Raw genomic sequence first — 23,697 nt, forward strand, 5'->3', positions numbered from 1 at the left:
CACTTGCCATGAACATAGATAACACACAATCACAGATGCGAAAGGGCGTGCTTGAATTCTGCATCCTGAGCATCATCAAGCAAGGAGAGGCTTACCCTTCAGACATTATTGAAAAAATGAAAGAAGCAAAGCTGGATATCCTGGAGGGCACTCTTTATCCTTTATTAACACGGTTAAAGAACGCAGAATTGCTGAGTTACAGATGGGAAGAAAGTAATTCAGGGCCTCCAAGAAAATATTTTTCCATGACCGAAAAAGGAGAGGCATTCTACCTGGAATTAGAAAAGACCTGGAATGAACTGGCCAATGCGGTACATCAGCTCACAAGTAAATAGAAATCCATCCACACTAAAATCTAATAAATAGCAACGAGTAATGAAAAAGATTATTAACATAAACCTGGCCAGCCGCCTTATTCCCATTGAGGATAGCGCATATGAGATACTGCGGCAGTATCTGGACAGTTTGAAAAAATACTTTGCAAGGGAGGAAGGTGCGGATGAGATTGTGAGTGATATTGAAGGTCGTATTGCAGAGATCTTTCAGGATAAAATAAAGAAAGGAGCACATTGCATCACGGATGATGATGTAGTTGGTGTAAAAGCTGTAATGGGTACCCCTGATCAGTTTGAAGAAACCGACGACACCAATGCCAAACAGCAATCTGCACCTGCCAGCGATCCTATCTATGATAGTTTCCGTACCAGGAAGCGCTTATACCGTGACCCGGATGCCAAGGTGCTGGGAGGTGTATGCGGAGGCCTGGGGGCTTACCTCAATGTAGACCCGGTGGTTTTCCGTATCATCTTCGCCTTACTGGCAATCGGTGGTTTCGGTTCCGGTATCCTGGTATACTTCATACTCTGGATCGTAACACCAGAAGCAAATAGTGCAGCAGAAAAGCTGCAAATGAGAGGAGAGCGTGTAGATGTGAACAACATCAAAACTGCTGTTCAGGATGAAATAAACGCTACCAAGGCCCATTTCAAGCATATCGGAAACGAAATGCGAAATTTTTCTCAGGGCCGGGGAAGACAAGTTGGAAATGATATTGAACGTTTTGGCCGTAGCTTTTTCGATGTATTAGGCCGCGTTCTGATCGTACTGACTAAAGGCTTCTTTTACTTCCTGGCTGTAGTCATTCTCCTCGTCCTGCTGGTAGTAGGCGTAATGATCACAGTTGCTTCTCCGGTCCTTCTGCCATTCAAAGACCTGCTGTTGTCAGGCACCCTGCAAAATCTGCTTTTCTGGCCATCTGTATTCCTGTTGATCGGTATACCGATCGTAGGGATTATCATATTCATCATCCGCAAACTCACGGGTGTAAAACAGACGAACCGCTATGTGGGTTATACCCTTAGTTTCCTCTGGTTCACCGGTCTTGTGTTTGCAATACTGGTAGGTATTTCTGTCGCAAAAGACTTCAGATTACGGAATACTGTAAAAGAAAATTTTGCCATCGTGCAACCTTCTAAGGGCAAGATCGTCTTTAAAGAGGCGGAGAACCTGGTGCAGGTAGAAGAAAGTTTCTTTGACGAGAACCTGAGACTGGCTGACGACACCGTAATTATTAATAACTACCATATAAGTGTAGAGAAAAGCAGGAATGATAGTTTCTATCTCGAGGTACAACGCAGTGCAAGAGGTCGTAGTATCTCCCAGGCGAGAACACTGGCAAAAGAAATCTCTTATCCAATTACACAGCAGGATACCGTGATTTACCTGCCCGCAGGTATCTCAATTCCGAGAGACAGCAAATTCCGTGATCAGCGTGTTCGTCTCATCATCCGGGTACCGGTTGACAAACAGGTGGAAATGGACAAAAAAGTTCGTAACCACTACCGCAACTGGAACTGGGACAATGACTGGAATGATCATCATGACTGGGACGACTTTGAAGATAACGGAGACGACAGCGGTCAGGTGCTGAAAATGACCACTGACGGAATCGATCAGAAAAACGACAAGCACGAATCAAATAATGATTCTTCAGAAGATAATTATCGCTACAAAGGGAAACAGGAGCGCAAAACAAGCCCGGAAGAAGATACCACGAAGGCAACAAGTGCAACTGGTAAAGGAAAAGTAGCCTTTGAAGGCGGAGAAGCCATCAGCTATAGCCTTTACAAACTTTTGAGCTAAACTTTTCATCACAATAAGTTCAATAGTTAAAGAAATGAATACCACGGTCTTTACCGTGGTTTTTTTATTTAACCCATTTTTTCCGGAATTGATCTATCAGCTGACATTTAAATGCCTAGTTTTGTTCTTTTAACCGGAGAAGATAAGGAATGCAGGCTAACAAAATTGGAAAGATCAATATTGCGCTGGTAGGGAATCCGAATAGTGGCAAGAGTTCGTTATTTAACGCTTTGACAGGACTGAACCAGAAGGTTGGTAATTTCCCGGGGGTAACTGTTGACAAGAAAACTGGTGCGGCTACCATTTCTGCCACACTGCAAGCCAACATAATTGACCTGCCCGGCACCTACAGCCTTTATCCCAAGAGTGCCGATGAATTAGTAACGTATGATGTGCTGGTAAATCCTCAGGGTGAGGAGCTGCCAGACATTATCCTCATTATTGCCGATGCTTCCAATCTGAAACGTAACCTCCTCTTTTGTTCCCAGATCATAGACCTGAAGATCCCCGTTATCATTGGCCTCACCATGATGGACATTGCCCGTAAAAAAGGCGTGGAAATCGATGAAGCCGGACTGGAAAGAGAACTGGGAGTTCCTGTGGTTTCCATCAACCCACGCAAGAACAAAGGGATCCCGGAACTGAAAAAAATTATCGAACTCGTCACCCGGGAAAAGCAGTCTGCCCCTCCCCGTGATTTTATAGATAGCCGTGCTTTAGCCCCCGGGCTGATCACTGATATCAAAAAAGTAGTACCTGTGAAGAGTGACTATGCTGCCATGCACATAGCAGTGAATCACAATGAACTGCACTTCCTGAATGCGGCACAGAAGCAGGCCATCTCCAGTTCAATCGAAACCCACCAGTTTAATAAAACCAAGGTACAGGCCGATGAGATTATGCAACGCTATGCCCGTATCAAGCATATCATGCGTAACGCCGTAGTGGAAGCGGATCCTCTGCAGAAACAGTTACAGACAGAAAAAATCGATGATCTGCTGCTGCACCGTTTCTGGGGATACGTAATCCTGCTGGCCATCATGGCCATCATGTTCCAGAGTATCTTCTGGCTGGCATCCTTCCCGATGGACTGGATTGAAGGTGGCTTTGGTGCGCTGAGCGGCTGGTTGTCTGATGTACTGCCACAAAATCAACTTTCCGATATTTTCATCAATGGTATCATCGCTGGTTTAGGTGGAATCGCGGTATTCGTTCCGCAGATCATGATCCTCTTTGGGTTCATCACCATTCTGGAAGATACCGGTTATATGGCCAGGATCAGTTTTCTCACAGATCGCCTGATGCGTCAGGTGGGCCTGAACGGGAAATCTGTCATGCCTCTGATCAGTGGTGTGGCTTGTGCCGTACCTGCAATCATGGCCACCCGGAATATTGAAAACAGGAAAGAAAGGCTGATCACAATTCTGATCACACCACTCATGAGTTGTTCTGCCCGTCTACCTATTTATACCGTGGTGATTGCCCTGGTGATTCCAAACAAACCTGTATTGGGTATCCTGAATTTACAGGGTTTAGTGATGATGGGATTGTACCTCTTAGGCTTTGTGATGGCACTGATCATTGCCGCGATCCTGAAAATCTTTGTGAAGATCAGAGAAAAGAGCTACTTCATCATGGAATTGCCTGTATACCGTGCTCCCCGCTGGATGAACGTAGGTACAACTATGCTGCAGAAAGCAAAGATCTTCGTTACCGATGCAGGTAAGGTGATCATGGTAATATCTATCATCCTCTGGTTCCTGGCATCGTATGGGCCATCGAAAAAGATGGAAGCAGTCTCCATTAAATATGAACAGTTAAAAGCAGCACAGCCTAATAATACAGAAGATCTGAAAAGGGCAGAGGCTATGGAAAGACTGGCCAATTCCTATGCAGGAGGGCTTGGACATGCAATAGAACCAGCGATTCGCCCATTAGGGTTTGACTGGAAAATCGGTATTGCTTTGATTACATCCTTTGCCGCCCGTGAGGTATTCGTTGGCACCATGGCAACCTTATATAGTGTGGGTGAGTCTGAAGAAGACAATGACGCTACATTAAGACAGAAGATGAGTGGGGCTACCTGGAGGGATGGCAGGCCTGTATACACACTGGCCAGCGGAATTTCGCTGATGCTGTTTTATGCCTTTGCGATGCAGTGTATGAGTACACTTGCTATCGTGAAGAGAGAGACCAAATCATGGAAATTGCCCGCTATTCAATTTGTTTATATGACAGCACTGGCATACCTGAGTGCCTTACTGGCCTACCAGTTGCTAAGCTAAAAATACATAAGCCGGCCGCAGGCCATTACTTTCGCCGTTGATAACTGATACCGCAGGCACAGTTATCAACGGCGGCTTTTTTTACCCAGGGTAATAGCACGCAGCGAAATAGTTTATATTGCAAACTATCATCCAGCTGATTATGAAAACAACCATACTGTGTGGCCTGCTCCTGACAGGCTTGTTTGCCAAAGCACAAACCAATATCGATTCTGTTCAACTCATTAAAGACATCCGCACCTTATCTGACGATAAATTCGAAGGCCGCCGCACCGGCTCCAAGGGCAGCCGGATGGCTCAGTTCTATCTCTTAGACCGTTTCAAACAATCTGGTTTACAACCATTTAATAAGACCTACGAATATCCCTTCTATTACCAGGAAGGAGACAAACAGGTAATGGGCACCAATCTGTATGGTTATATAAAAGGCAAGTCAGCATCCATCATCGTGATCACCGCTCACTACGATCACTTAGGGATTAAGAAAGACCCGGCAGGAAAGGATAGTATTTACAATGGAGCAGATGACAATGCTTCCGGGGTAGGTAGTCTGCTGGCCCTGATGAGTTATTTCAAAAAGCACACCCCTCAGCATACCCTGATCTTTGTGGCTTTCGATGGTGAAGAAGAAGGTCTGAAAGGTGCAGCCGCTTTTGTAAAAACACCTCCTGTGCCTGTTAACCGCTTTCTGCTGAATGTAAACCTGGATATGGTAAGCCGCAATGACAAGAATGAATTGTATGTATGTGGTGTAACTCCTTATCCTGCACTGAAAAGCTTTGTGGATGCTGCCGCAGCAAAGTCAAATACCGTAAAACTGATAACAGGTCACGATCATAACGAAGATGCCGGTGATAATTGGATCAGTCAGAGTGATCAGTATGAATTTCATAAACTGAAGATTCCATTCCTGTATTTTGGGGTAGAAGATCATCCTGACTACCACAAACGCTCAGATGAATTTGAGCACATTCAACCCTCTTTTTATTACCAGGCTACCCTTCACATCCTGAATGTAGTGCTGGCGGCAGACAAGGGTTTATAATGCCCTGAGCGAATCGGCAATCGCCTGCTGCCAATTGTATTGTACAAAATGGTTAATGCCATGGCTGGTTTCCTTGTCATAGGCTTGTTGCAGGCGGTTCATTTCCCTGAAAGATTCTATATATTCATATTGAATCATGCTGTCGTAATCATCGGCAGTGAGTGCCATTTCCGTCACTTTCTTTCTGAACCGCAGGGCAACGAGCCAGGTAATATCAAAATGTAGCTGTTCATGCGCCAGCCCATAATCATCCTGCACAGATGACGTGACCCAGGAGGCACTTTTAATATGAAATACCTGTAAGGTGAGATTGATGTAAAGGGTATCCTTTTTCCTGATACTACTACCCTCATAGGCAAAGCTACTGTAAGATACAGCGCCACTCGTGCGGCGGGCCGGGGGCGTAGCTTTAAAATCAGACCATTGCAGTTTTCTATCAGCATGATAAAAGAGTGTATCAGATTGGGCGTCTTCAGGCCGCTTATCAGGTACGAAAACGACTTTGATGATGGGTCGGACACTCATCAGGAATCCAGAAAGGCAACAGGTCCATATGATTTTACTGAGCACACAATAAAGGTACATTTTTCGTAACTTACAGGTTACCAAAACAATCACACTATGTACGGTGGTGGATACATCTTTGAAGAGCCGAAAAGGCAACCCCAGTCCGATCAAACCCAGGACGACCCCGAAAAACTGGCCGCTTTTGAAAAGCGCATCGCCAATGGGGAGAAAATCGAGCCCGGCGACTGGATGCCGGCCGAATACCGCAGGCAGCTGATCCGCTTAATAGAACAGCATGCTCACTCCGAAATAATTGGTGCCCTGCCTGAAGGTACCTGGATCACCCGTGCTCCCGGCTTCAAGCGCAAACTGGCGCTTATAGCCAAAGTACAGGATGAAATAGGCCATGGTCAGCTGCTCTACAATGCCGCAGAGACCCTGGGTAAATCCAGGGAGGCAATGATCAATGACCTGCTCAGTGGCAAGTCCAAATACTCCAATGTATTTAATTATCCAGCTGAAACCTGGGCAGATGTAGCAGTGATCGGTTTCCTCATCGATGCTGCGGCCATCGTGAACCAGGTAGCGAATGCCAAAGGTTCTTACGGCCCTTACTGCCGGGCACTGGAGCGCATTTGCTATGAAGAGAGTTTTCACCTCAAGCAGGGTCACGATGCCTTTATAGAACTGGCGATTGGCACACCTGCACAGAAAGCGATGTTGCAGGATGCCCTGAATCGTTGGTGGCAACCCATCATGCATTTCTTTGGCCCTCCGGACAAAGCCAGCAACCACAGCGAAAAGCTGATGCAATGGAAGGTTAAGATGGCCAGCAATGATGACATGCGCAACCAGTTCCTCGATAACTATGTACCTAAGATATGGGAACTGGGTTTGACTTTGCCGGATCCATTATTGAAAAAGAATCCGGACACCGGCAAGTGGGAATACTCCGACCCCGACTGGGATCTGTTTTTCGAAGTGATCAAAGGCAATGGCCCCTGCAATAAAGAAAGACTGGATGTAAGAAAATGGGCGGAAGAAAATGGCCGTTGGATAAGACGTGCACTGATGCGCCCTGAAGAAATGAAACGACAAACAGCCCCTGTAGCTTAACAAGTATTTTTTTCACAATTATGACTGACTCATTAGATCCACGTGTCAACCGGCTCCGGTTGAATAATATTGATGCCCCCTTTACCATAGAAGAAGGAGAAAACTGGCAGGCCTATGAAGTATTTCATCAGGAAAAACGCGGCGCACACCACGAACATGTGGGATGTGTACACGCACCTGATCCGCAGATGGCGCTAATTTTTGCCAAAGAACAATTTGCCAGAAGAAAGAAATGCGTAAACCTCTGGGTAGTCCGCAGTGCCGACATACTGGCTTTCGATCTGGAAGACGAAGATATGTTTGCCAACAATATGGAAAAGACCTACCGCGATGCCAGCGGATTCAAGGTGATGGAAAAGATCAATAAATTCAAAGGTAAGCCCTGATAATAATGGAAAACTTAATAAAAGAACTCGTCACCAAAATGGCGGACGATGCCCTGATACTGGGCCACCGGAACTCTGAATGGACAGGTCTCGGCCCTATTATGGAAGAAGATATTGCATTTTCTTCCATGGCACAGGACAAGATAGGACATGCCTGGGCGCTTTATCGCATCCTGCAGGAAATGCCAGGTGGCCTGGACCCTGACCAGTTTGCATTTCTGCGACCTGAAAGCGAATACAAATGCTGTCATCTGACAGAGATGCCCATCGGCACTTATGAATTTAGCCTGATGCGGCATTTTCTCTTCGACCACGCAGAGACTGTACGCTACAACAGCTTGCTGGACAGTGGTTTTCAACCGCTGCAGCAACTCGCAAAAAAGGTAAAAGGAGAACTGAAATATCATACCCTGCATGCAGATGCCTGGGTCATGCAACTGGGTAAAGGCGGTGAGGAGAGTCATAAAAAAATGCAGGCAGCACTGGACAATTGTTTTCCGCTGGCGCTGGGTATATTTGAACCTGGCCCTGACGATGCCCTGCTGAGCGAAATATATCCCGGGGAAAAAATATTACAGGAGCGCTGGCTGGATAGTATTTACCCCATATTGACCAAAGCAGCCCTGAATATTCCTGAAAAAGCAACACCAGCTTATGGCGGCAGATATGGTGAGCACACACGTCACCTGCATGCTTTACTGGAAGAAATGGGAGAAGTATTCAGACAGGATCCCGCCGCAGCCTGGTGACCTTTTTAACCTAAAATATATGGATACCATCAAAGCCATTTATACCTCTTTGGAAAAGGTCATGGACCCGGAGATCCCTGTATTGAACGTACTGGAAATGGGTATGATCACAGATGTACAGCAGGATGAAACAGGCATTCACATAAAAATGATCCCTACATTTTCTGCCTGTCCGGCTATATCTGTGATCAAACAATCGATCAGTGATACCGTTAGTAAAGACCTGTTGCTGCCGGTAGAAGTGAGCATAGATACTGCAATACAATGGAATAGCAACCGGATGACGGAAACGGCAAAAGAGAAACTCCGTGGATTTGGAATCGCCGCTCCGCCTGTACATCATGGTGAAATAGAGCCAGATATGCTGCTACATGTCACCTGTCCACATTGTGGAAGTGACAACACATTTATGCGTTCACCCTTCGGTGCAACCCTGTGCAGGGCCATGCATTTCTGCCGTCAATGCGGAATGATGTTCGAACAGTTTAAGCCCCTTACCTGAATATTCCTCATATTTATTTACTTTCACGCTTCAAAAAGCAAGGGGCATGAAGATAGGCTTGTATTTTGGATCATTTAATCCTATACATACCGGTCATATGATAATAGCGAATTTCGTGGCTTATCATACTGATCTGGACAAGGTGTGGCTGGTCGTTTCTCCACAAAATCCATTAAAACCATCGGCATCATTACTCAATGAACATAATCGTTTTCACCTGGTAGAACTGGCCATCCAGGACGAGCCTAAGCTCAGGGCCAGTAATATCGAGTTCTCGTTACCAAGACCATCATTTACAGTTGATACATTAGCTTACCTGTCAGAAAAGTTTCCAACACAGGAGTTTGCGATCATTATGGGGAGTGACAGTTTTCAGAACATCACCCGCTGGCGCAACTACCAGCATATCGTGAGAAATTATCCGATCTATGTGTACAAACGTCCGGGGCATGAGATCACAGAGACATATGGCGCTACGGTAAAGATACTGGAAGCGCCTATGCTGGATATATCAGCAACAGATATACGGAAATGGATAAAAGAAGGAATGTCAGTCCGTTACATGGTGCCAGACAACGTAGCAGCGTACATTGCAGCAAATAACTACTACAAGTAATTATTTCTCTATCCTTACCTCCCGCTTCTTAACGAGGAATTCATTTGAATAGATCTCCAGCAGCAGGATGAACATAGATATCAACAGTGGTCCGAAGATCAATCCTATAAACCCGAACAGGTTTACGCCAACCAGCACGCCAAATACGGTGATCATAGGGTGTACATCACCAATCTTTTTAGCCAGCATAAATCTGAAGATATTATCTGAGGTACCGACTACGGCAAATCCGTAGACGAGTACAGCTATTCCCTGCCAGGTATTGCCTATGCCCAGCAGGTATACACCCATTGGCACATATACAGCAGCGGCGCCTACTACAGGTAGCATGGAGGTACAACAGGTAACAGCAAACCAAAAAACAGGTTGAGGTACTTTGAAAATAAAGTAACCGATCAGGGAAACAATACCCTGGATAATGGCAATGAGTGGAATTCCCACCGCATTGGCAATCACCAGTTTGCGGAATTCAGCGCCCAGTCTTAGCACATTTTCATCTTTCAGAGGGATGTATTCGTAGAGGTAAGCCTCCATTTCACGCCCACATACCAGCATGAAATAAAGAATAAAATATAAGATAGCGATCGTCGTCAATGTATTGAAGGTTGCGCCCAGCAAGCGGGGAAGAACAGCGGTGAGATAACCTTGCAACTGTTCCAGCTTCACCTGTGAGAGAACGTCTATCTTGGTAGCGCCATTAATACGTTCATTGAGAGATTTGAGGCCTGCGATCAGTTCAGAAGTGTGTTCGATGGCGTAGGCTACTTTGTCAGTAAGCATATTAATCATCAGCCCCACAGGTAGTAAGATGATGATGAATGATAGGATCATGAGCATAGCGGCCGCCAGCGGCTTTTTCCAGCGACGTTTTTCCACCAGTCTGAACATGTAATTCCGGCTGATCACATAAAAGGTAATGGCCCCCAGAAAACCGGGAAAGAAAGTATACATCTCAATAAAGAGGAGGGTAGCCAGTAATACGATGATCAGCAGGAAACAAATTTGTTTCAGCCGTTCGTTGTCAATCGCGCTCATAAGGTTGATAAGTTAATGTGATAGAAGTAGATACAAAAAGAGTACCGTTCGCTGCTATTTTGTTTTTACAGTGTTAGGCATTGCCACAGGCTGTGCCTAACACTGTCCTGCCGTTTAGTCGAAGGAACTTCGGCCCTTCGACTAAACGGCAGAATTATTTTTTGGAATAGTGTTTGTACCTCTCATATTCCAAATATGTTAATCTAATTACTCACCTTAAAACCGAAAATTATGGCAAGCAACGGATCAAAAGCAGTTGTATCATTCATTGTTGGCGCAGCAGTAGGTGTTGCAGTAGGTTATTTCCTCAATTCCGACAAAAAAGATGAACTGGTAGACAAACTGAAATATCAGGCAGACAAACTGAAAGATAAACTGAAGAAGAAAAAGGAGCAATATGAGGATGCCCTGGAAAATGAGCTGGCTTAATCCCTTATTGCACTAAAATCATTTGCATGGAAGATAATTTCAGCAACTATTTTAACCAGACAGGCAAGGTTGCCAAAGAATATCTGGAAACCCGTCTGGACCTCATTAAACTCCAGGCAGCAGGAAAGCTATCAAGAGCGCTCGGGCTTTTTTTCTCTTTGATACTGGCTTTCCTGCTGTTCTTTTTCGTTGTCGTATTTCTTGGAATGGTACTGGGCTTCTGGATTGGAGAAATGACCAATAGTTATACAATTGGATTTTCCTGTTCCGCCGGGCTTTTCGTCTTCTTACTCCTCATCATCCTATGGTTCCGCGAGCCCCTCATTCAACGCCCGCTGTCCAATATGCTGATCAAAGAATTAGTGAGTGAAATGGAGATTGAAGCCAAAGAAGAAGCAAAACTGGAAAAAGAATTAGACAAAATGGAGGAGGAAGACGAATATCATGAGCAGTTATAATTTAACCATCATGAAAAAATAATTACACATGCCCAAGGTGAAGATCACCAACTCAACCACACTACAAAGTGAGATCCTGAGGTTAAAGAGAAAATCCCGTGCGCTGGAAAATGAGCTGGGAGACCGCGTAGATTATTTCAAAGGCAATTATGGCAAGATGGCCCTCAATTCTGTCATACCCGGCAGCGCGAAGCACTCGGGTTGGATGGGTATTGCAGGCAAGGTAGCGAAAGTGGCCTGGCAAAGTAGCAGTGCCAAATCATTCGCTACCAATGCCCTCATGACAGCATTAGAATTCGTTGGTGTCAGATTGGGTATCAATCTCTTTGATAAATTCCGTAAGAGCAGAAGCAAAAAGAAGAAAGCCAAAATGGCGGCTACTCCTCCTGAAGAAGATTAGCCCCAGACTTTGGTGCCTTCACTACAGTTTGCACAAATATCGATATTGGCCCTGCCCTTCATAATCTGGGTACGGAAGCCTACATACTTTTCATTTTGCCACAGTTCCTTCATAGACTGTTGCTTCAAATCGCCCAGTTTATGCTGGGCGTCCTTGTCAAAACAACAAGGTACTACCAGGCCATCCCAGGTGATAACAGGTGCATGCCACAAGCGCCAGCAGTGATTCCCCATTTTATTCTTGATCTTATAGGTACCGTCTTCATTGCGGCGGTAGCGGCTAAATTTATCAATAGTAGGGATCAGTCGGTTTCCTTCTTCATAATCATACACTTGTGCAGTTTTGAAACGCACCTGGTCTACCCCAATCTCCTTAGCCAGTAGTTTGATATCCTCAATCTGGTGTTCATTCGGCTTCACAACCAGGAACTGGAAGAACACAAACGGCTTCTTTGAATTCAGCTCTTTTTTCCACTTCACAATATTCTTAGCACCCTGAATTACTTTTTCCAGGTTACCTCCCACACGATACTGGGTATACACATCCTGTGTGGTACCATCAATAGAGATGATCAGGCGGTCCAGCCCACTTTCTACCGTTTTACGGGCATTTTCGTCCGTCAGGTAATGGGCATTCGTAGAGGTAGCGGTATACAGACCTTTGCTGGTGGCATACTTAACCATGTCCAGAAACCCTGTATTCAGGTAAGGCTCCCCCTGAAAATAAAATATAAGGTAAAGAAGATCTTTGGAGATCTCATCGATCGTTTTTTTGAAAAAGTCCTGATTCAACATCCCCGTAGGACGGGTAAAAGCACGCAAACCGCTTGGGCATTCCGGACACCGGAGGTTACACGAAGTAGTCGGTTCGAATGATACGGAAATAGGTAAACCCCACTGCACTGGCTTCCGGGACCATTTACTTACAAAATAACTGCTCAGCACTTTTCCGGCATTCCACGCACGACGGGGGGTGAACTTAGAAAGCAGGTTCAACGAATCATTCCAATTAAAATCCGGCATAACACAAACACTTTGGATATTGTAAAAATAAGATAACTATATCGGTTATGGATAATAATATTATACTTGCTATAAATTTGACATAGTCAATACGTAGCGGATACTCCAAAAGCAAAGGCTATGCTAAAAGCAGAATTATTACTATCGTGGCAAAATCCAGAGGAAAAAAAGGTTGGGCACTGTTTATCTTCATCTTTCAAATGGTGGTTATTATCGCCGCCGGTCTCATATATTACCAGTTAAGAACAGGAAGACTCAACTTTGTCAGGTATGCGGAGTTTGGAATCGATATGCCTGTTGACTATGAAATACATGGGATCGACGTCTCGAAATTCCAGAAGAATATAAACTGGGAAGCCGTAGAGCAGATGCAGGTGGACAAGATCCACATAACTTTTGCGTTTATCAAGGCAACAGAAGGCATAACCCGGCAGGATGGCAATTTTAAACAGAACTGGTCCAGGGCTAAAAAGGCAGGAGTGGTGCGCGGTGCCTATCACTTCTTTTACGCTACCCGCGATCCGCTCAAGCAAGCCATTAATTTCCAGAACGTAGTACAATTGGAGCCGGGCGACCTGCCACCAGTACTGGATATTGAAGTGAGTAATGGCCAGCCGCCCGCCGTGATCAGGAGTACTGCCCGCGTATGGCTGGAAGAAATGAAGAAAGCATATGGCGTAAAACCCATCATTTATACGAACGTACATTTTTACGAAACATATCTTGGCGATGAATTTGATGACTATCCACTGTGGGTAGCCCACTATTACCGGAAAAAGAAACCAGCATCAGAAAGGAATTGGCTCTTCTGGCAGCACAACGACGGAGGCCGGGTAAATGGCATATCAACCGCCGTTGATTTCAATGTATTCAGAGGAGATAGCCTGGCATTCAGAAAGTTATTAATCCGCGCAAAAAAGCACTAATGGAAAATCAGGAAAATCCCCACCAGGAAGACGAGAAGGCCCCGATGGATATGCGGATCGTAGATTATTTTGTACGCATCATCCGCACCGTCTTTTTGTTCCTGTTCTGGGGAATCGTTAATGTTTTTCTGGGATTATTTCTCGGATTTGCAGATCCGGACACATCTACAACCGGCCGCATGATCTTCTTCTATAGCTTTGCATGCATCACGCTTGCGGCATACCTCTTCGTAGTGTGGAAAACATGGAGGAAACAAGGCCACACCACAGATAATTACTAAAAAAGAAAATGGCGAACCACGTTTTCCGTAATTCGCCACTTATTGATGGTTCGATTAAATGAATTAAAGGAGGGCCTGTTGCAGATAAGCCTGCTGCATCCCTTTGATAATACGAGCAACGTCTTCCTGAGGTTTGCCAATCTTACGTTCCAACCGTACATACAACTCTTTCTCTTTGCCTGTTTCAAATACCAGATCTTCATCAGACAACTCTGTGAAACGTTGTTTTAGCAATTTCTTCAGTACCGACCACTGGTAACTACGGATGTTCATAGTAAAGCTTATTTTATTGAGTTATAAATATGTGACGATTTAATCCATCGTTCCAGGGTAACAGGGGTCCTCCAATTGAGGTCTAAATCAAATAGTTATCTTCAAGAACGCAATACTATAATATTCAACTTCTGTGCCATTTGGCAGCATTTTGAGGTAAAAAAGCAAACCGCATTGATCAATTATATTCCTTTCTAATAAATAGTTTGCGGAGTACCTGTTACTGAATATAGGAAATAAAATTATGCTAAAATACTTAAACTACCATTTTAGCAATTGAATTGCAATCTATTGCATCGATGAAGTTTATGTTAAATTGTGGAGACATGTGAGCCATTGTTGTTGTCGCATTACGCAATTTGTGGAGGCATTTACTCATACAAGCCTTATGAAATGCCCTATTGGCAAGTATTTCAGGATGGTACATACTTTGCAAAGGTATTAGCGTATTGATTGACAAAGGAACTGTTAACAAGAAAAACGGAAGCCCATGCTACATGATAGTAATAACCCGGATCAACAGCCTCCTCGTGAAGAGCACAAACAACCTTTACAGCACAAGGCTGAAATTTTAAAAACAGATAAAGCCGATACGAATACCAACCCGCTTCATGGTGAACTCTCCGAAAAACCGGAAGACGAAAACCTGGCGGTGAGGGATCAGGATCGATCAAATAATAAAAACTAATTCGTTTGCCAGAGTTTATTGATTAACCTATTATGGACATCAAACGATTAGTAACATTCTTCTTTAATGTTGTGGTGTATAGCAGGCCGTCCCATTCATGGGATGGTTTTCTTTTTATAGCCATTCCTGATCGGAACGCTTCATGAAAGTCAAGCCCCGGCAACATATGAATTCCTAACTACTATGATCTGCAATAATCTTCCACTGCCCCTTTATCCTCTTTATTAATAAGGTATATGCCCCCTGCAAATCCCCCACACTTCTTTTCAAATGCCATTTCCCCACTACAAAGCAAAGATTCTTTTCCAATGTCCTGATTTCCAATATATTAAAATCCAGTTTGCCCATAGCTGCCGTATCAGGGTATGATTTCTTATATCGCTCCAAAGTCGCTTTCCAGCCATAAGTTGGCCCATGGCTACCCACAAATACCAAAGAATCTGATTGCCAGTACGTTTGCATAAAGCCCTCAATATTACCCTGATTCCAGGTATCGGTTTGCACCCTCAGCAACTGACGAATATCACTATCCGGAGCCTGCGCCAGTACAGCTATAGAAGGGGCTGTCAACAGGATAAGATACAGTATAAAACGCATGGTAATTTTTAGTAAAAGATAAACAGTTTTTCCGAGGGCCGAGTAGCGGATTATACTACCTTTGCAAAAAATCAACAACTTATGCCCGGATATGAATTTTTTGGACCGGAAGAACGCAAGGAAGTAAATGACGTGCTGGAAACCGGCATCTTTATGCGCTATGGGTTTGACGGCCCACGTAAAGGCATCTGGAAAGCAAAGGAGCTGGAACAAGCCATTTCTGAAAAACTGAATGTTGGATACACACAGATCGTATCCAGTGGTACAGCAGCCCTGACTGTAGCAATGCAGGCCCTGGGCATAGGTGCAGGAGATGAAGTGATCATGCCGACCTTCACATTTGTGGCAAGTTTTGAGTGTATCTTCTCGGTAGGGGCCACCCCGGTGCTGGTAGACGTAGATGATACCCTTACCCTGAACCCTAAAGCGGTTGAGGCAGCAATCACACCACGTACCAAGGCTGTAATGCCTGTACACATGTGCGGTGCAATGGCTGATCTGGATGCGCTGAAGGCAATCTGCGATAAACACAACCTGATCTTACTGGAAGATGCCTGCCAATCTTTTGGTGCAACCTATAAAGGCAAAGCCCTTGGTACCATCGGCCACGCCGGAGCCTTCTCCTTCGACTTCGTAAAGACCATCACCTGCGCTGAAGGTGGCGCCATCGTTACCAACGACAAGGATGTTTATGTAAAAGCAGACGGTTATTCCGATCATGGCCACGATCACCTGGGCGTAGACCGTGGTGCGGACCTGCACCCATTCATCGGGTACAATTTCCGTATTTCTGAACTGCACGCTGCTGTAGGCCTCGCACAGGTTAGAAAACTGGATACCTTCCTGGGCATCCAGCGCAAAACCAAAAAGATCTTCAAAGATGCATTGTCCGCTATTCCACAGGTGAGCTTCCGCCGCCTGCCGGATGCAGAAGGCGACAGTGCTACCTTCCTGGCCTTCTTCCTGCCTGAAGAATCTCAGGCAAGAGCTGCCGCTGCTGCTATGAAAGCGGCCGGTCTGCCTGCCTTCTACTGGTTTGACAACAACTGGCATTATATCCGCAACTGGGAACACTTCAAACAAAGCACGGTGTTGAGCCGTTTCGCTCCGGGCCTGCAACAGGCTATGGAACTGTACAAAGTGAAACAATTCCCTGCTTCTGACGCAATCATGAGCCGTTGCATCTGCACCCCTATCAACTTAGGCTGGAGCGATGCTGAGGTAGCTGAGCGTGCTGAGAAACTGGTAAATGCAGTAAAAAGCGCCCTGTAAATGAAAAAAGTAGCTTTAATACCTGCCCGCTATGGCGCTACCCGCTTCCCGGGCAAGCTGATGGCAAAACTGGGCGGTAAATCGGTGATCCTCCGCACCTACGAAAGCACCGTGAAAACCGGTGTGTTCGACGAAGTAATGGTAGTCACCGACTCCGAAATAATCTATCAGGAAATCATCAGCAACGGTGGTAAAGCCGTCATGAGCCAGAAGGAGCATGAGTGCGGCACCGACCGTATTGCAGAAGCGATCGCTGACAGAGAAGATGTGGAAATCATCGTAAATGTACAGGGAGATGAACCGTTCACCCAGAAAGAACCACTGGAAAAACTCCTCCAGGTGTTTGAAGGCGAAGCGGGTCAGAAAGTACAGGTCGCTTCCCTGGTGCAGGAACTGAAAGACTGGAACCAGATCGAAGACCCTAACTATGTGAAGGTCACCGTGGACAAACAGTTCAATGCACTTTTCTTTTCCCGTTCAGTGATTCCTTATCCCCGTGATACAAAAGTGGATACCACCTATTATGAGCATATCGGTATCTATGCATTCCGCCGCAAAACCCTGCTGGACTTTACCAAATTACCGGTAAGCCCCCTGGAGGCCGCTGAAAAAATAGAATGCCTGCGCTACCTGGAAAATGGCATTCCCATGAAAATGGTGGTGACTGAGTACATGGGTGTGGAAATCGATACACCGGAAGACCTGCTGAAAGCAGAAAAATTATTGTAACAATATTAACTGTTCGAGATGAAATTCAGGAACTTTAAGATGGTAGACTACGTGGTATTTGGCCGCGGATGTTTTGATCAACTGGATGAAATATTGGCTCCTAAACGTAAGGGAGATGCTCCAATGATATTTTTCGTGGACCATTTCTTTCAGGGAAATGACGCTTTCGCTAAGCGCGTTCCGGTTAGAGGCAAGGACAAAATCATTTACATAGACGTTACCGACGAACCTAAAACCAAATACGTTGACAAAGTTAGAGATCAACTGAAAGCGGAATTTGGGGAAGTAAGCGGTATCATCGGTATTGGTGGCGGTTCCGTAATGGACATGGCCAAAGCAGTATCCCTGATGATGAAGAACCCGGGTTCTTCTGCTGACTACCAGGGCTGGGACCTGGTGAAATTCCCAGGCGTTTACAAAGTAGGCATTCCTACCATTTCCGGTACCGGTGCTGAAGTAAGCCGTACCTGTGTGCTGACAGGCCCTACCCGTAAACTGGGTATGAACTCTGACTTTACCCCATTCGATCAGATCGTACTGGATCCTGAACTGATCAGGGGCGTACCTAAGAACCAGATGTTCTATACCGCCATGGATTGCTATATCCACTGTATTGAATCCCTGACCGGTACTTACCTCAATGCCTTCAGCCGCTCTTATGGCGAAGAATCCCTGCGCCTTTGCCAGGAAGTCTTCCTGCAAAAAGAACAGTGGGATGACGATGCTGATGAGAAACTGATGATGGCATCTTATGCCGGTGGCATGAGTATCGCGTATTCTCAGGTGGGTGTAGCACACGCTGTGAGCTACGGACTGGCTTACCTGCTGGGCACCAAGCACGGTATCGGTAACTGTATCGTGTTCGACAAGCTGGAAGAGTTCTACCCTGAAGGCGTAGTGGAATTCAAGGAAATGGTGAAGAAACACAACATCGACATTCCACAGGGTATTACCAAAGGACTGACCGATGAGCAGTTCAACATCATGATCGATGTATCCCTGGGCATGGCTCCGCTGTGGGAAAATGCACTGGGTAAAGACTGGAAAGAGAAGATGACAAGAGAAAGACTGAGAGCACTCTACGAAAGACTGTAATCAGACTGAATATTAAAAAAGGATTGTGAGCCGGGATTTTTTTAAGCCGGCCGCAGGCCATTCTTCCCGTCGTTCATAGCTGATGCCGAAGGCACCAGCTATGAACGACGGCTTTTTTAGAGGGAGAATGAACCCTAAAATAGGTACTATCAAAAAAGACAAATCCCGGTCGCTATGCAGCGCCGGGATTTTTTATTTTATACTAAGCATGAACTATCGTTGAAACCATTTACCTGGTGAAAATACAAATTGTTTCACAGTTTGCATACGGCGATTCTGATAAATAAAGATCAGGTAAACGGTAGCTGCCAGTGTCACAATAGCGGTAGAATAGAAAGTGACAGGGAATAACCTGGAATCGTTGTGATACACAAAAGCTGAAAGGTAAGCACCGATACCAATACCCGCTTCCTGCGCGATGTACATGGATGCCAGGGCACGTCCTTTGTGCTCAGGTCTGCCCAGGTCGATGGTCCATGCAGTAACAGCAGGAGAATTCAATCCAACAGATACCCCATAGATCACTGCGGCAGTAAGCATGAGAGCAGGTGTATTGGCCACTCCCAAAGTAAATACCCCTACAGCCATAATGACCGTAGCGACTTTTAATACCGGCAGCCTGCCATACCTGTCAGAAACCTTACCTGCTAACAATCGGATACTAATGCTGGCCGCGGTAAAAAAGGTATAAAACATTCCTTTGCTCGCTGGCGGCAGGCCCACATAATTGCTAAAATCAGGAATAATAGTGAACAGCACACCGTAGCTGTAATAGGTAATGAAAGTAACAATCACCGGTGCCAATACCAGTGGTTCAAAGATCTCTGATTTGGAAATCTTCAATGAAGAAAACCGGAAAGCCTGCTTATTAGGCAGGGTCTCTTTCATCCCTCCAACCAGGATCACGACTGATAAAAGGGCAAATACGGCAGATAACTGGAACATGACATGTATATTCCAGATAGACGTAACGTAACCCCCAATAGCCGGGCCCAGCGCAAGTCCAATGGTACTGAAAAGTCCGACCATCCCCATCGCTTCCGCCCTGCGGGTAATAGGTACAATGTCTGCTACATAGGCAGCAGTGCCGGTAGGCTTGAAACCTGTAGAGAAACCATGAAAGAACCGGAGTAATAGAAAGGCAGCAACAGTGCTGACCAGGGGATAGAGCAGGCTACAGATCACGCAGATGACAGCGCCAAAGATCATGACAGGAACACGGCCCACAGTGTCAGTAAGTTTACCGCTGAAGGGGCGTGATAGCCCTGCCATGAGCGTAAACAAAGCGAGGATGTAGCCTTTGTATTGTTCACCGCCCATGCTGCTGAGGTAAGCAGGCAAGTCTGGTAGCATCATGTTGTAGCTGGCGGAAAACAGTGCATTGCTAAGGCATAGCATAATGAAGTGAAAGGTATAGATCCTCCCGTGCGACTGGTCCATGATGCAAAGGTAGTGAAGGGCAATAAAAAAGCCGTCTTAATTATTTAAGACAGCTCTCTAATATCATGAAGAAGTTGATTATTAGCGTTTTACGTATTTAAACGCAGCAAACAGAAACATTGCAGCAAATAATGCGATTACAAAGTATGTAGCGTAATGAGAAAATGTATCTCCTGCTCTGAAAAAATCTGTGGTTTCTACGTTATTAACTACGGCAAGCAACATAAAAAATTCGTTTAATGATCAGGACTGCAAGTTAGCACATTCAATTTAGAAAAAGGAGGAAAATTTCCGTTAAGGTTAAGGCCCCGTATAATGCATGTCAAAGCCCTGTATAGTGCATGTCAGATGCCAGCTTATGGTCTGGTGGCCAACCCTGCGCCGGCTTAATGCATGACCCGCTTAATACTGAACTAATCGCTGCACGCTCTCATGCAGCCGTGACTTAGCCTGAAAATGGGCCTCCAGCTCTGCGGCAAACGGTACCGGCGTATCCTGTGAAGCACAACGCATCACCGGGGCATCCAGCAATTGAAAGCAATGCTCCGATATCCAGGCCGCTATCTCTCCACCAAATCCCCCCGTCAGGGAGGCCTCGTGTAAGATCAGCACTTTCCCTGTACTAAGCACCGCCTCACGAATTGCACTGTAGTCCAGCGGCTGTAATGATCTCAAATCCAGAATATGCAAAGACAATTCCGGATGCTGAAGCGCATACTCCAATGCCCAATGCACACCCGCGCCATAAGTAATGATACTAAGATCATCTCCCTCCATCACCACTTTTGCTTTCCCTATTTCAATCGTATAAGGTGCATCCGGCACAGGCCCGCTGATACTCCTGTACAAAGCTTTATGTTCAAAGAACAATACCGGGTTCGGATCTGCCAGCGCCGCCAGCAATAAGCCTTTCGCATCTTCCGGCGTAGCCGGGTATACCACTTTCAATCCCGGTGTATGCGTAAACCAGGCCTCATTAGTCTGCGAATGAAAAGGTCCGGCGCCCACGCCCCCACCTGCCGGCAACCGTACTACCACATTGGCATTTTGGCCCCAGCGGTAATGGATCTTGGCGAGGTTGTTCACAATCTGGTTAAATCCACAGCTTACAAAGTCGGCAAACTGCATCTCCACCATACTCCTGTATCCCATTACAGACAGGCCCAATCCTGCACCGATGATCGCACTCTCACAAAGCGGTGTATTGCGTACCCGCTCCTTACCATACAATGCCACCAATCCCTCCGTGATCTTAAATGCACCACCATATTCCGCAATATCCTGGCCCATCAAAATAAGTTCAGGATGCAGATCCATCGCCTGATGCAAGGCATCGGCAATGGCATTGATAAACCTTTTTTCTGATACTGCACCTGTCGGAGCTACCGGTGCTGGCGCTGGCGCATATATATCGGCCAGCTCCTCATCCAGGTTAAAAGCAGGCACCTGCTCCTGCAATGCCGTCTGTATATCCTGGTCTATTTCCTGTTTCAGCGATTCCCTCAGGGAAGCATCCAGCAGGTTTAAATATTGTAAGAATTGTTCAAAATGTAAGATCGGATCCCGCTGTGCCCAATAATCCAGCAGGGCAGGGGGTACATACTTTATTCCGCTGGCTTCCTCATGGCCCCGCATCCTGAAGGTGACCGCCTCGATCAGTACCGGCTGCTTTTCCTGCAGGGCATGCCGTTTAGCTTCCTGCACCGCATGGTATACCTCCAGGATATTATTCCCGTCTATACGCATGCCCCGTATACCATAGCCAGCTGCTTTATCTACCAGCTGATCACACCTGAACTGCTCCGTGACCGGGGTACTCAGGCCATAGCCGTTATTCTCCACTAAAAACACCACCGGTAAACCCCATACAGCGGCTACATTCAGGGCTTCATGAAATTCCCCTTCGCTGGTACCGCCTTCTCCTGTAAAAGCCAGGGCTACCTTGCCCTCTCCCTCCATCTGCAGCGCCATGGCAATGCCATCTGCTACAGACAACTGCGGACCCAGGTGAGAGATCATACCTAAGATGTGATGCTGCCTGCTGCCGAAATGAAAAGACCGTTCCCGGCCCTTGGTATATCCCAGCGAACTGCCCTGCCACTGATGGAACAACTGCTGCAAAGGCATCTGTCTCGTAGTAAATACACCCAGGTTACGATGCAGGGGTAATATCCATTCATCCTCATCCAGCGCTAAAGTTGCGCCTACAGCAATTGCCTCCTGCCCGATACCTGAAAACCACTTGCTTACCTTACCCTGCCTTAGCAGCAATAACATTTTCTCCTCCACCAGCCGGGGGTATAGCAGGGCTTTGTAAAAGGCCCGCAATTCATCATCACTGATATGTGTCCGGTCGAAGTACATCAATCATTCGGATTGGTACCTGCCAGGCTGTTCATAATCCCTGTAACAACGGTCAGTACAAGACTGAATAACAGCGCCCATATAAACCCGTCTACTTTGAATCCGGATACCAGTGAGCTCGCAATCATTATAATGACAGCATTAATCACCAGCAGGAACAGACCCAGGGTAACAATAGTCACGGGCAATGTCAGCAGGATTAAAACAGGCTTTACCAACAGGTTTAGTATAGCCAATACAATAGCCAGTACCAGGGCGGTACTAAAGCTGTTAATCTTAACACCAGGTAACACATAGGCAGTAGCCATGGCTGCGAGGGCGCTTATTAACAGGCGGATCAGAAAATTCATGTGAATAAATTTGAAGGAAAGGTACTGAAATTACAGGAACGCATCGCTTTCCCTGTAAGCCTTTATCAGTGCTACCTCGCCTTCTTTTCCCGGGTTCGCATTGCCATGCTCCATACCCAGTACTCCCTTGTATCCTTTTGTATGTAAATGCTTGAAGATATTCTTGTAATTGATCTCACCGGTAGTCGGTTCTTTTCTACCCGGGTTATCGCCGATCTGAATATAGGCAATCTCTTCCCAGCACAGGTCCATCACAGGTATCAGGTTGCCGGTATTGCGCTGCATATGGTAAATATCGTAGAGTATTTTACAACTGGGGCTGTTCACAGCTTTGCACACCATGTAGCTTTGTTCTGCTGTGCGGAGAAAGAGGTCTGCATTATCACTGAGGGGTTCCAGCACCATTATCAGGCCATGTGGTTCCAGGATGGCGGCACCGGGGCGCAGTGCTTCAATGACGTTGGCGGTTTGTAAGCCCATAGGAAGGTTCCGCTCAAAATAGCCGGGTACAAATGTGGCCCATTTGGCATTTACGCGTTTCGCGGTCTCCAGCGCTTTGCGGCAGACTTTTACAAAGGTATCCCTGAACTCCTGTTTACCGGTGGTGAGAGAAGTTTTCCAGTTGTCACCACCGTCTATCACAAATACGCCCATTTGCATACCCAGTTTAGCCAGCAGGTTTCCAATCTTTTCCTGTTCGGCCACATCGCGGTTCATGAGGCCATTATCTTCAAAGGACCTGAATCCCTGATCGTACATAAACTGGATCTGGTCCAGTACATTGCTGCCGGCACTGTTCTTAAACATGCCATCATGGGGCGCATAGTTCAGGTTAAAAGGTTTTCCGACCGCTGGTAATGAGTCTGCCGAGGGATGGGCTGCGGCAGTAACAGCACTGAGTGCCAGGGTTGACAGACCTGCCAGGGTACCCTGTTGCAGGAATTTTCTTCTTTCCATAACGTTATATTTATTGCATGAGATTACTAAATG

27 protein-coding genes are annotated in these 23,697 nt (G+C 46.0%); 18 read left to right on the forward strand and 9 right to left on the reverse strand.

Features of this window, described 5'->3' with window-relative positions; translation table 11 throughout:
- Positions 1 to 8: 8 nt before the first annotated feature.
- From U0033_RS21590 to U0033_RS21605, 4 genes are all read left to right on the forward strand, one after another.
- Entirely contained in the window at positions 9 to 335 is a 327-nt protein-coding gene (locus tag U0033_RS21590) for a PadR family transcriptional regulator (protein WP_072366213.1), read from the forward strand.
- A gap of 40 nt (positions 336 to 375) precedes the next feature.
- Positions 376 to 2,142 carry a PspC domain-containing protein gene (locus tag U0033_RS21595; RefSeq protein ID WP_072366215.1) on the forward strand — a complete coding sequence of 589 codons (1,767 nt, stop codon included), beginning with the start codon at positions 376 to 378 and terminating at the stop codon, positions 2,140 to 2,142.
- Between the two features lie 149 nt (positions 2,143 to 2,291).
- A complete protein-coding gene (gene feoB, locus U0033_RS21600; protein WP_072366217.1) occupies positions 2,292 to 4,427 on the forward strand; it encodes a ferrous iron transport protein B in 2,136 nt (711 codons plus the stop codon).
- A 142-nt stretch (positions 4,428 to 4,569) separates the two neighbouring features.
- Entirely contained in the window at positions 4,570 to 5,472 is a 903-nt protein-coding gene (locus tag U0033_RS21605; RefSeq protein WP_072366219.1) for a M28 family peptidase, read from the forward strand.
- On the opposite strand, the gene U0033_RS21610 is transcribed toward U0033_RS21605, so the two are convergent.
- Complete coding sequence (locus U0033_RS21610) at positions 5,467 to 5,997, reverse strand: hypothetical protein (RefSeq protein ID WP_143150966.1); 531 nt, start codon at positions 5,995 to 5,997, stop codon at positions 5,467 to 5,469. The genes U0033_RS21605 and U0033_RS21610 overlap by 6 nt on opposite strands.
- 96 nt (positions 5,998 to 6,093) lie before the next feature.
- Here U0033_RS21610 and paaA point away from each other — a divergent pair, with 96 nt between their 5' ends.
- From paaA to nadD, 5 genes are read left to right on the forward strand one after another with little or no spacing between them, the layout of a single operon-like run.
- A complete protein-coding gene (gene paaA, locus U0033_RS21615; protein ID WP_072366223.1) occupies positions 6,094 to 7,095 on the forward strand; it encodes a 1,2-phenylacetyl-CoA epoxidase subunit PaaA in 1,002 nt (333 codons plus the stop codon).
- Positions 7,096 to 7,115: 20 nt separating this feature from the next.
- Positions 7,116 to 7,481, forward strand: a complete 366-nt coding sequence (gene paaB / locus U0033_RS21620) for a 1,2-phenylacetyl-CoA epoxidase subunit PaaB (RefSeq protein WP_083571908.1) — start codon at positions 7,116 to 7,118, stop codon at positions 7,479 to 7,481.
- A gap of 5 nt (positions 7,482 to 7,486) precedes the next feature.
- The gene (gene paaC, locus U0033_RS21625) at positions 7,487 to 8,230 is read left to right on the forward strand and encodes a 1,2-phenylacetyl-CoA epoxidase subunit PaaC (protein ID WP_072366225.1); all 744 of its coding nucleotides are present in this window, start codon (positions 7,487 to 7,489) and stop codon (positions 8,228 to 8,230) included.
- 19 nt (positions 8,231 to 8,249) lie between these two features.
- A complete protein-coding gene (paaD, locus tag U0033_RS21630; protein WP_072366226.1) occupies positions 8,250 to 8,732 on the forward strand; it encodes a 1,2-phenylacetyl-CoA epoxidase subunit PaaD in 483 nt (160 codons plus the stop codon).
- Positions 8,733 to 8,778: 46 nt separating this feature from the next.
- Positions 8,779 to 9,348, forward strand: coding sequence for a nicotinate (nicotinamide) nucleotide adenylyltransferase (gene nadD / locus U0033_RS21635; protein ID WP_072366227.1), 570 nt, complete (start codon positions 8,779 to 8,781; stop codon positions 9,346 to 9,348).
- Here nadD and U0033_RS21640 read toward each other — a convergent pair whose 3' ends face one another.
- On the reverse strand, positions 9,349 to 10,383 hold the full coding sequence (locus U0033_RS21640; protein ID WP_072366228.1) for an AI-2E family transporter: 1,035 nt from the start codon (positions 10,381 to 10,383) through the stop codon (positions 9,349 to 9,351).
- Between the two features lie 231 nt (positions 10,384 to 10,614).
- On the opposite strand from U0033_RS21640, the gene U0033_RS21645 reads away from it, so the two are divergent.
- The 3 genes from U0033_RS21645 to U0033_RS21655 are packed head-to-tail and all read left to right on the forward strand — an operon-like array spanning position 10,615 to position 11,670.
- Positions 10,615 to 10,812 carry a YtxH domain-containing protein gene (locus U0033_RS21645; protein ID WP_072366229.1) on the forward strand — a complete coding sequence of 66 codons (198 nt, stop codon included), beginning with the start codon at positions 10,615 to 10,617 and terminating at the stop codon, positions 10,810 to 10,812.
- Between the two features lie 26 nt (positions 10,813 to 10,838).
- Positions 10,839 to 11,270, forward strand: coding sequence for a hypothetical protein (locus tag U0033_RS21650; protein WP_072366231.1), 432 nt, complete (start codon positions 10,839 to 10,841; stop codon positions 11,268 to 11,270).
- Positions 11,271 to 11,298: 28 nt separating this feature from the next.
- A complete protein-coding gene (locus U0033_RS21655) occupies positions 11,299 to 11,670 on the forward strand; it encodes a hypothetical protein (RefSeq protein ID WP_072366233.1) in 372 nt (123 codons plus the stop codon).
- On the opposite strand, the gene U0033_RS21660 is transcribed toward U0033_RS21655, so the two are convergent.
- Positions 11,667 to 12,692: an SPASM domain-containing protein gene (locus U0033_RS21660; RefSeq protein ID WP_072366235.1), complete on the reverse strand. Its 1,026-nt coding sequence runs from the start codon at positions 12,690 to 12,692 to the stop codon at positions 11,667 to 11,669. The two genes, U0033_RS21655 and U0033_RS21660, sit on opposite strands and share 4 nt — an antisense overlap.
- Before the next feature lie 146 nt (positions 12,693 to 12,838).
- Here U0033_RS21660 and U0033_RS21665 point away from each other — a divergent pair, with 146 nt between their 5' ends.
- Together U0033_RS21665 and U0033_RS21670 are read left to right on the forward strand one after the other, a co-directional pair.
- Positions 12,839 to 13,618 (forward strand): glycoside hydrolase family 25 protein, encoded by a 780-nt coding sequence (locus tag U0033_RS21665; protein ID WP_072366236.1) that lies wholly within the window; start codon positions 12,839 to 12,841, stop codon positions 13,616 to 13,618.
- Positions 13,618 to 13,899 (forward strand): hypothetical protein, encoded by a 282-nt coding sequence (locus U0033_RS21670; RefSeq protein ID WP_072366238.1) that lies wholly within the window; start codon positions 13,618 to 13,620, stop codon positions 13,897 to 13,899. The genes U0033_RS21665 and U0033_RS21670 overlap by 1 nt, the downstream gene beginning before the upstream one ends.
- Before the next feature lie 63 nt (positions 13,900 to 13,962).
- Here the strand turns inward: U0033_RS21670 and U0033_RS21675 are convergent, their stop codons facing one another.
- Positions 13,963 to 14,172, reverse strand: a complete 210-nt coding sequence (locus U0033_RS21675) for a hypothetical protein (protein WP_072366240.1) — start codon at positions 14,170 to 14,172, stop codon at positions 13,963 to 13,965.
- A 490-nt stretch (positions 14,173 to 14,662) separates the two neighbouring features.
- Between U0033_RS21675 and U0033_RS21680 the strand changes: the two genes are divergently transcribed.
- A complete protein-coding gene (locus U0033_RS21680) occupies positions 14,663 to 14,860 on the forward strand; it encodes a hypothetical protein (RefSeq protein WP_072366242.1) in 198 nt (65 codons plus the stop codon).
- A gap of 174 nt (positions 14,861 to 15,034) precedes the next feature.
- On the opposite strand, the gene U0033_RS21685 is transcribed toward U0033_RS21680, so the two are convergent.
- Positions 15,035 to 15,457, reverse strand: coding sequence for a YybH family protein (locus U0033_RS21685; protein WP_072366243.1), 423 nt, complete (start codon positions 15,455 to 15,457; stop codon positions 15,035 to 15,037).
- Positions 15,458 to 15,538: 81 nt separating this feature from the next.
- Here U0033_RS21685 and U0033_RS21690 point away from each other — a divergent pair, with 81 nt between their 5' ends.
- From U0033_RS21690 to U0033_RS21700, 3 genes are read left to right on the forward strand one after another with little or no spacing between them, the layout of a single operon-like run.
- Complete coding sequence (locus U0033_RS21690) at positions 15,539 to 16,729, forward strand: DegT/DnrJ/EryC1/StrS family aminotransferase (RefSeq protein WP_072366245.1); 1,191 nt, start codon at positions 15,539 to 15,541, stop codon at positions 16,727 to 16,729.
- Positions 16,730 to 17,458 (forward strand): 3-deoxy-manno-octulosonate cytidylyltransferase, encoded by a 729-nt coding sequence (gene kdsB, locus U0033_RS21695; RefSeq protein ID WP_072366247.1) that lies wholly within the window; start codon positions 16,730 to 16,732, stop codon positions 17,456 to 17,458.
- 18 nt (positions 17,459 to 17,476) lie between these two features.
- Complete coding sequence (locus U0033_RS21700) at positions 17,477 to 18,553, forward strand: iron-containing alcohol dehydrogenase family protein (RefSeq protein ID WP_072366249.1); 1,077 nt, start codon at positions 17,477 to 17,479, stop codon at positions 18,551 to 18,553.
- A 213-nt stretch (positions 18,554 to 18,766) separates the two neighbouring features.
- Here U0033_RS21700 and U0033_RS21705 read toward each other — a convergent pair whose 3' ends face one another.
- From U0033_RS21705 to U0033_RS21720, 4 genes are all read right to left on the reverse strand, one after another.
- The gene (locus tag U0033_RS21705; protein WP_072366250.1) at positions 18,767 to 19,993 is read right to left on the reverse strand and encodes an MFS transporter; all 1,227 of its coding nucleotides are present in this window, start codon (positions 19,991 to 19,993) and stop codon (positions 18,767 to 18,769) included.
- 402 nt (positions 19,994 to 20,395) lie between these two features.
- Entirely contained in the window at positions 20,396 to 22,357 is a 1,962-nt protein-coding gene (locus tag U0033_RS21710; RefSeq protein ID WP_072366251.1) for an alpha-ketoacid dehydrogenase subunit alpha/beta, read from the reverse strand.
- Positions 22,357 to 22,707: a phage holin family protein gene (locus tag U0033_RS21715; protein WP_072366252.1), complete on the reverse strand. Its 351-nt coding sequence runs from the start codon at positions 22,705 to 22,707 to the stop codon at positions 22,357 to 22,359. Before U0033_RS21715 ends, U0033_RS21710 begins: the two co-directional genes overlap by 1 nt.
- Before the next feature lie 30 nt (positions 22,708 to 22,737).
- The gene (locus U0033_RS21720; RefSeq protein WP_072366253.1) at positions 22,738 to 23,664 is read right to left on the reverse strand and encodes a hydroxypyruvate isomerase family protein; all 927 of its coding nucleotides are present in this window, start codon (positions 23,662 to 23,664) and stop codon (positions 22,738 to 22,740) included.
- Positions 23,665 to 23,697 lie beyond the last annotated feature (33 nt).

This window comes from Chitinophaga sancti (assembly GCF_034424315.1).
Lineage (GTDB): Bacteria > Bacteroidota > Bacteroidia > Chitinophagales > Chitinophagaceae > Chitinophaga > Chitinophaga sancti.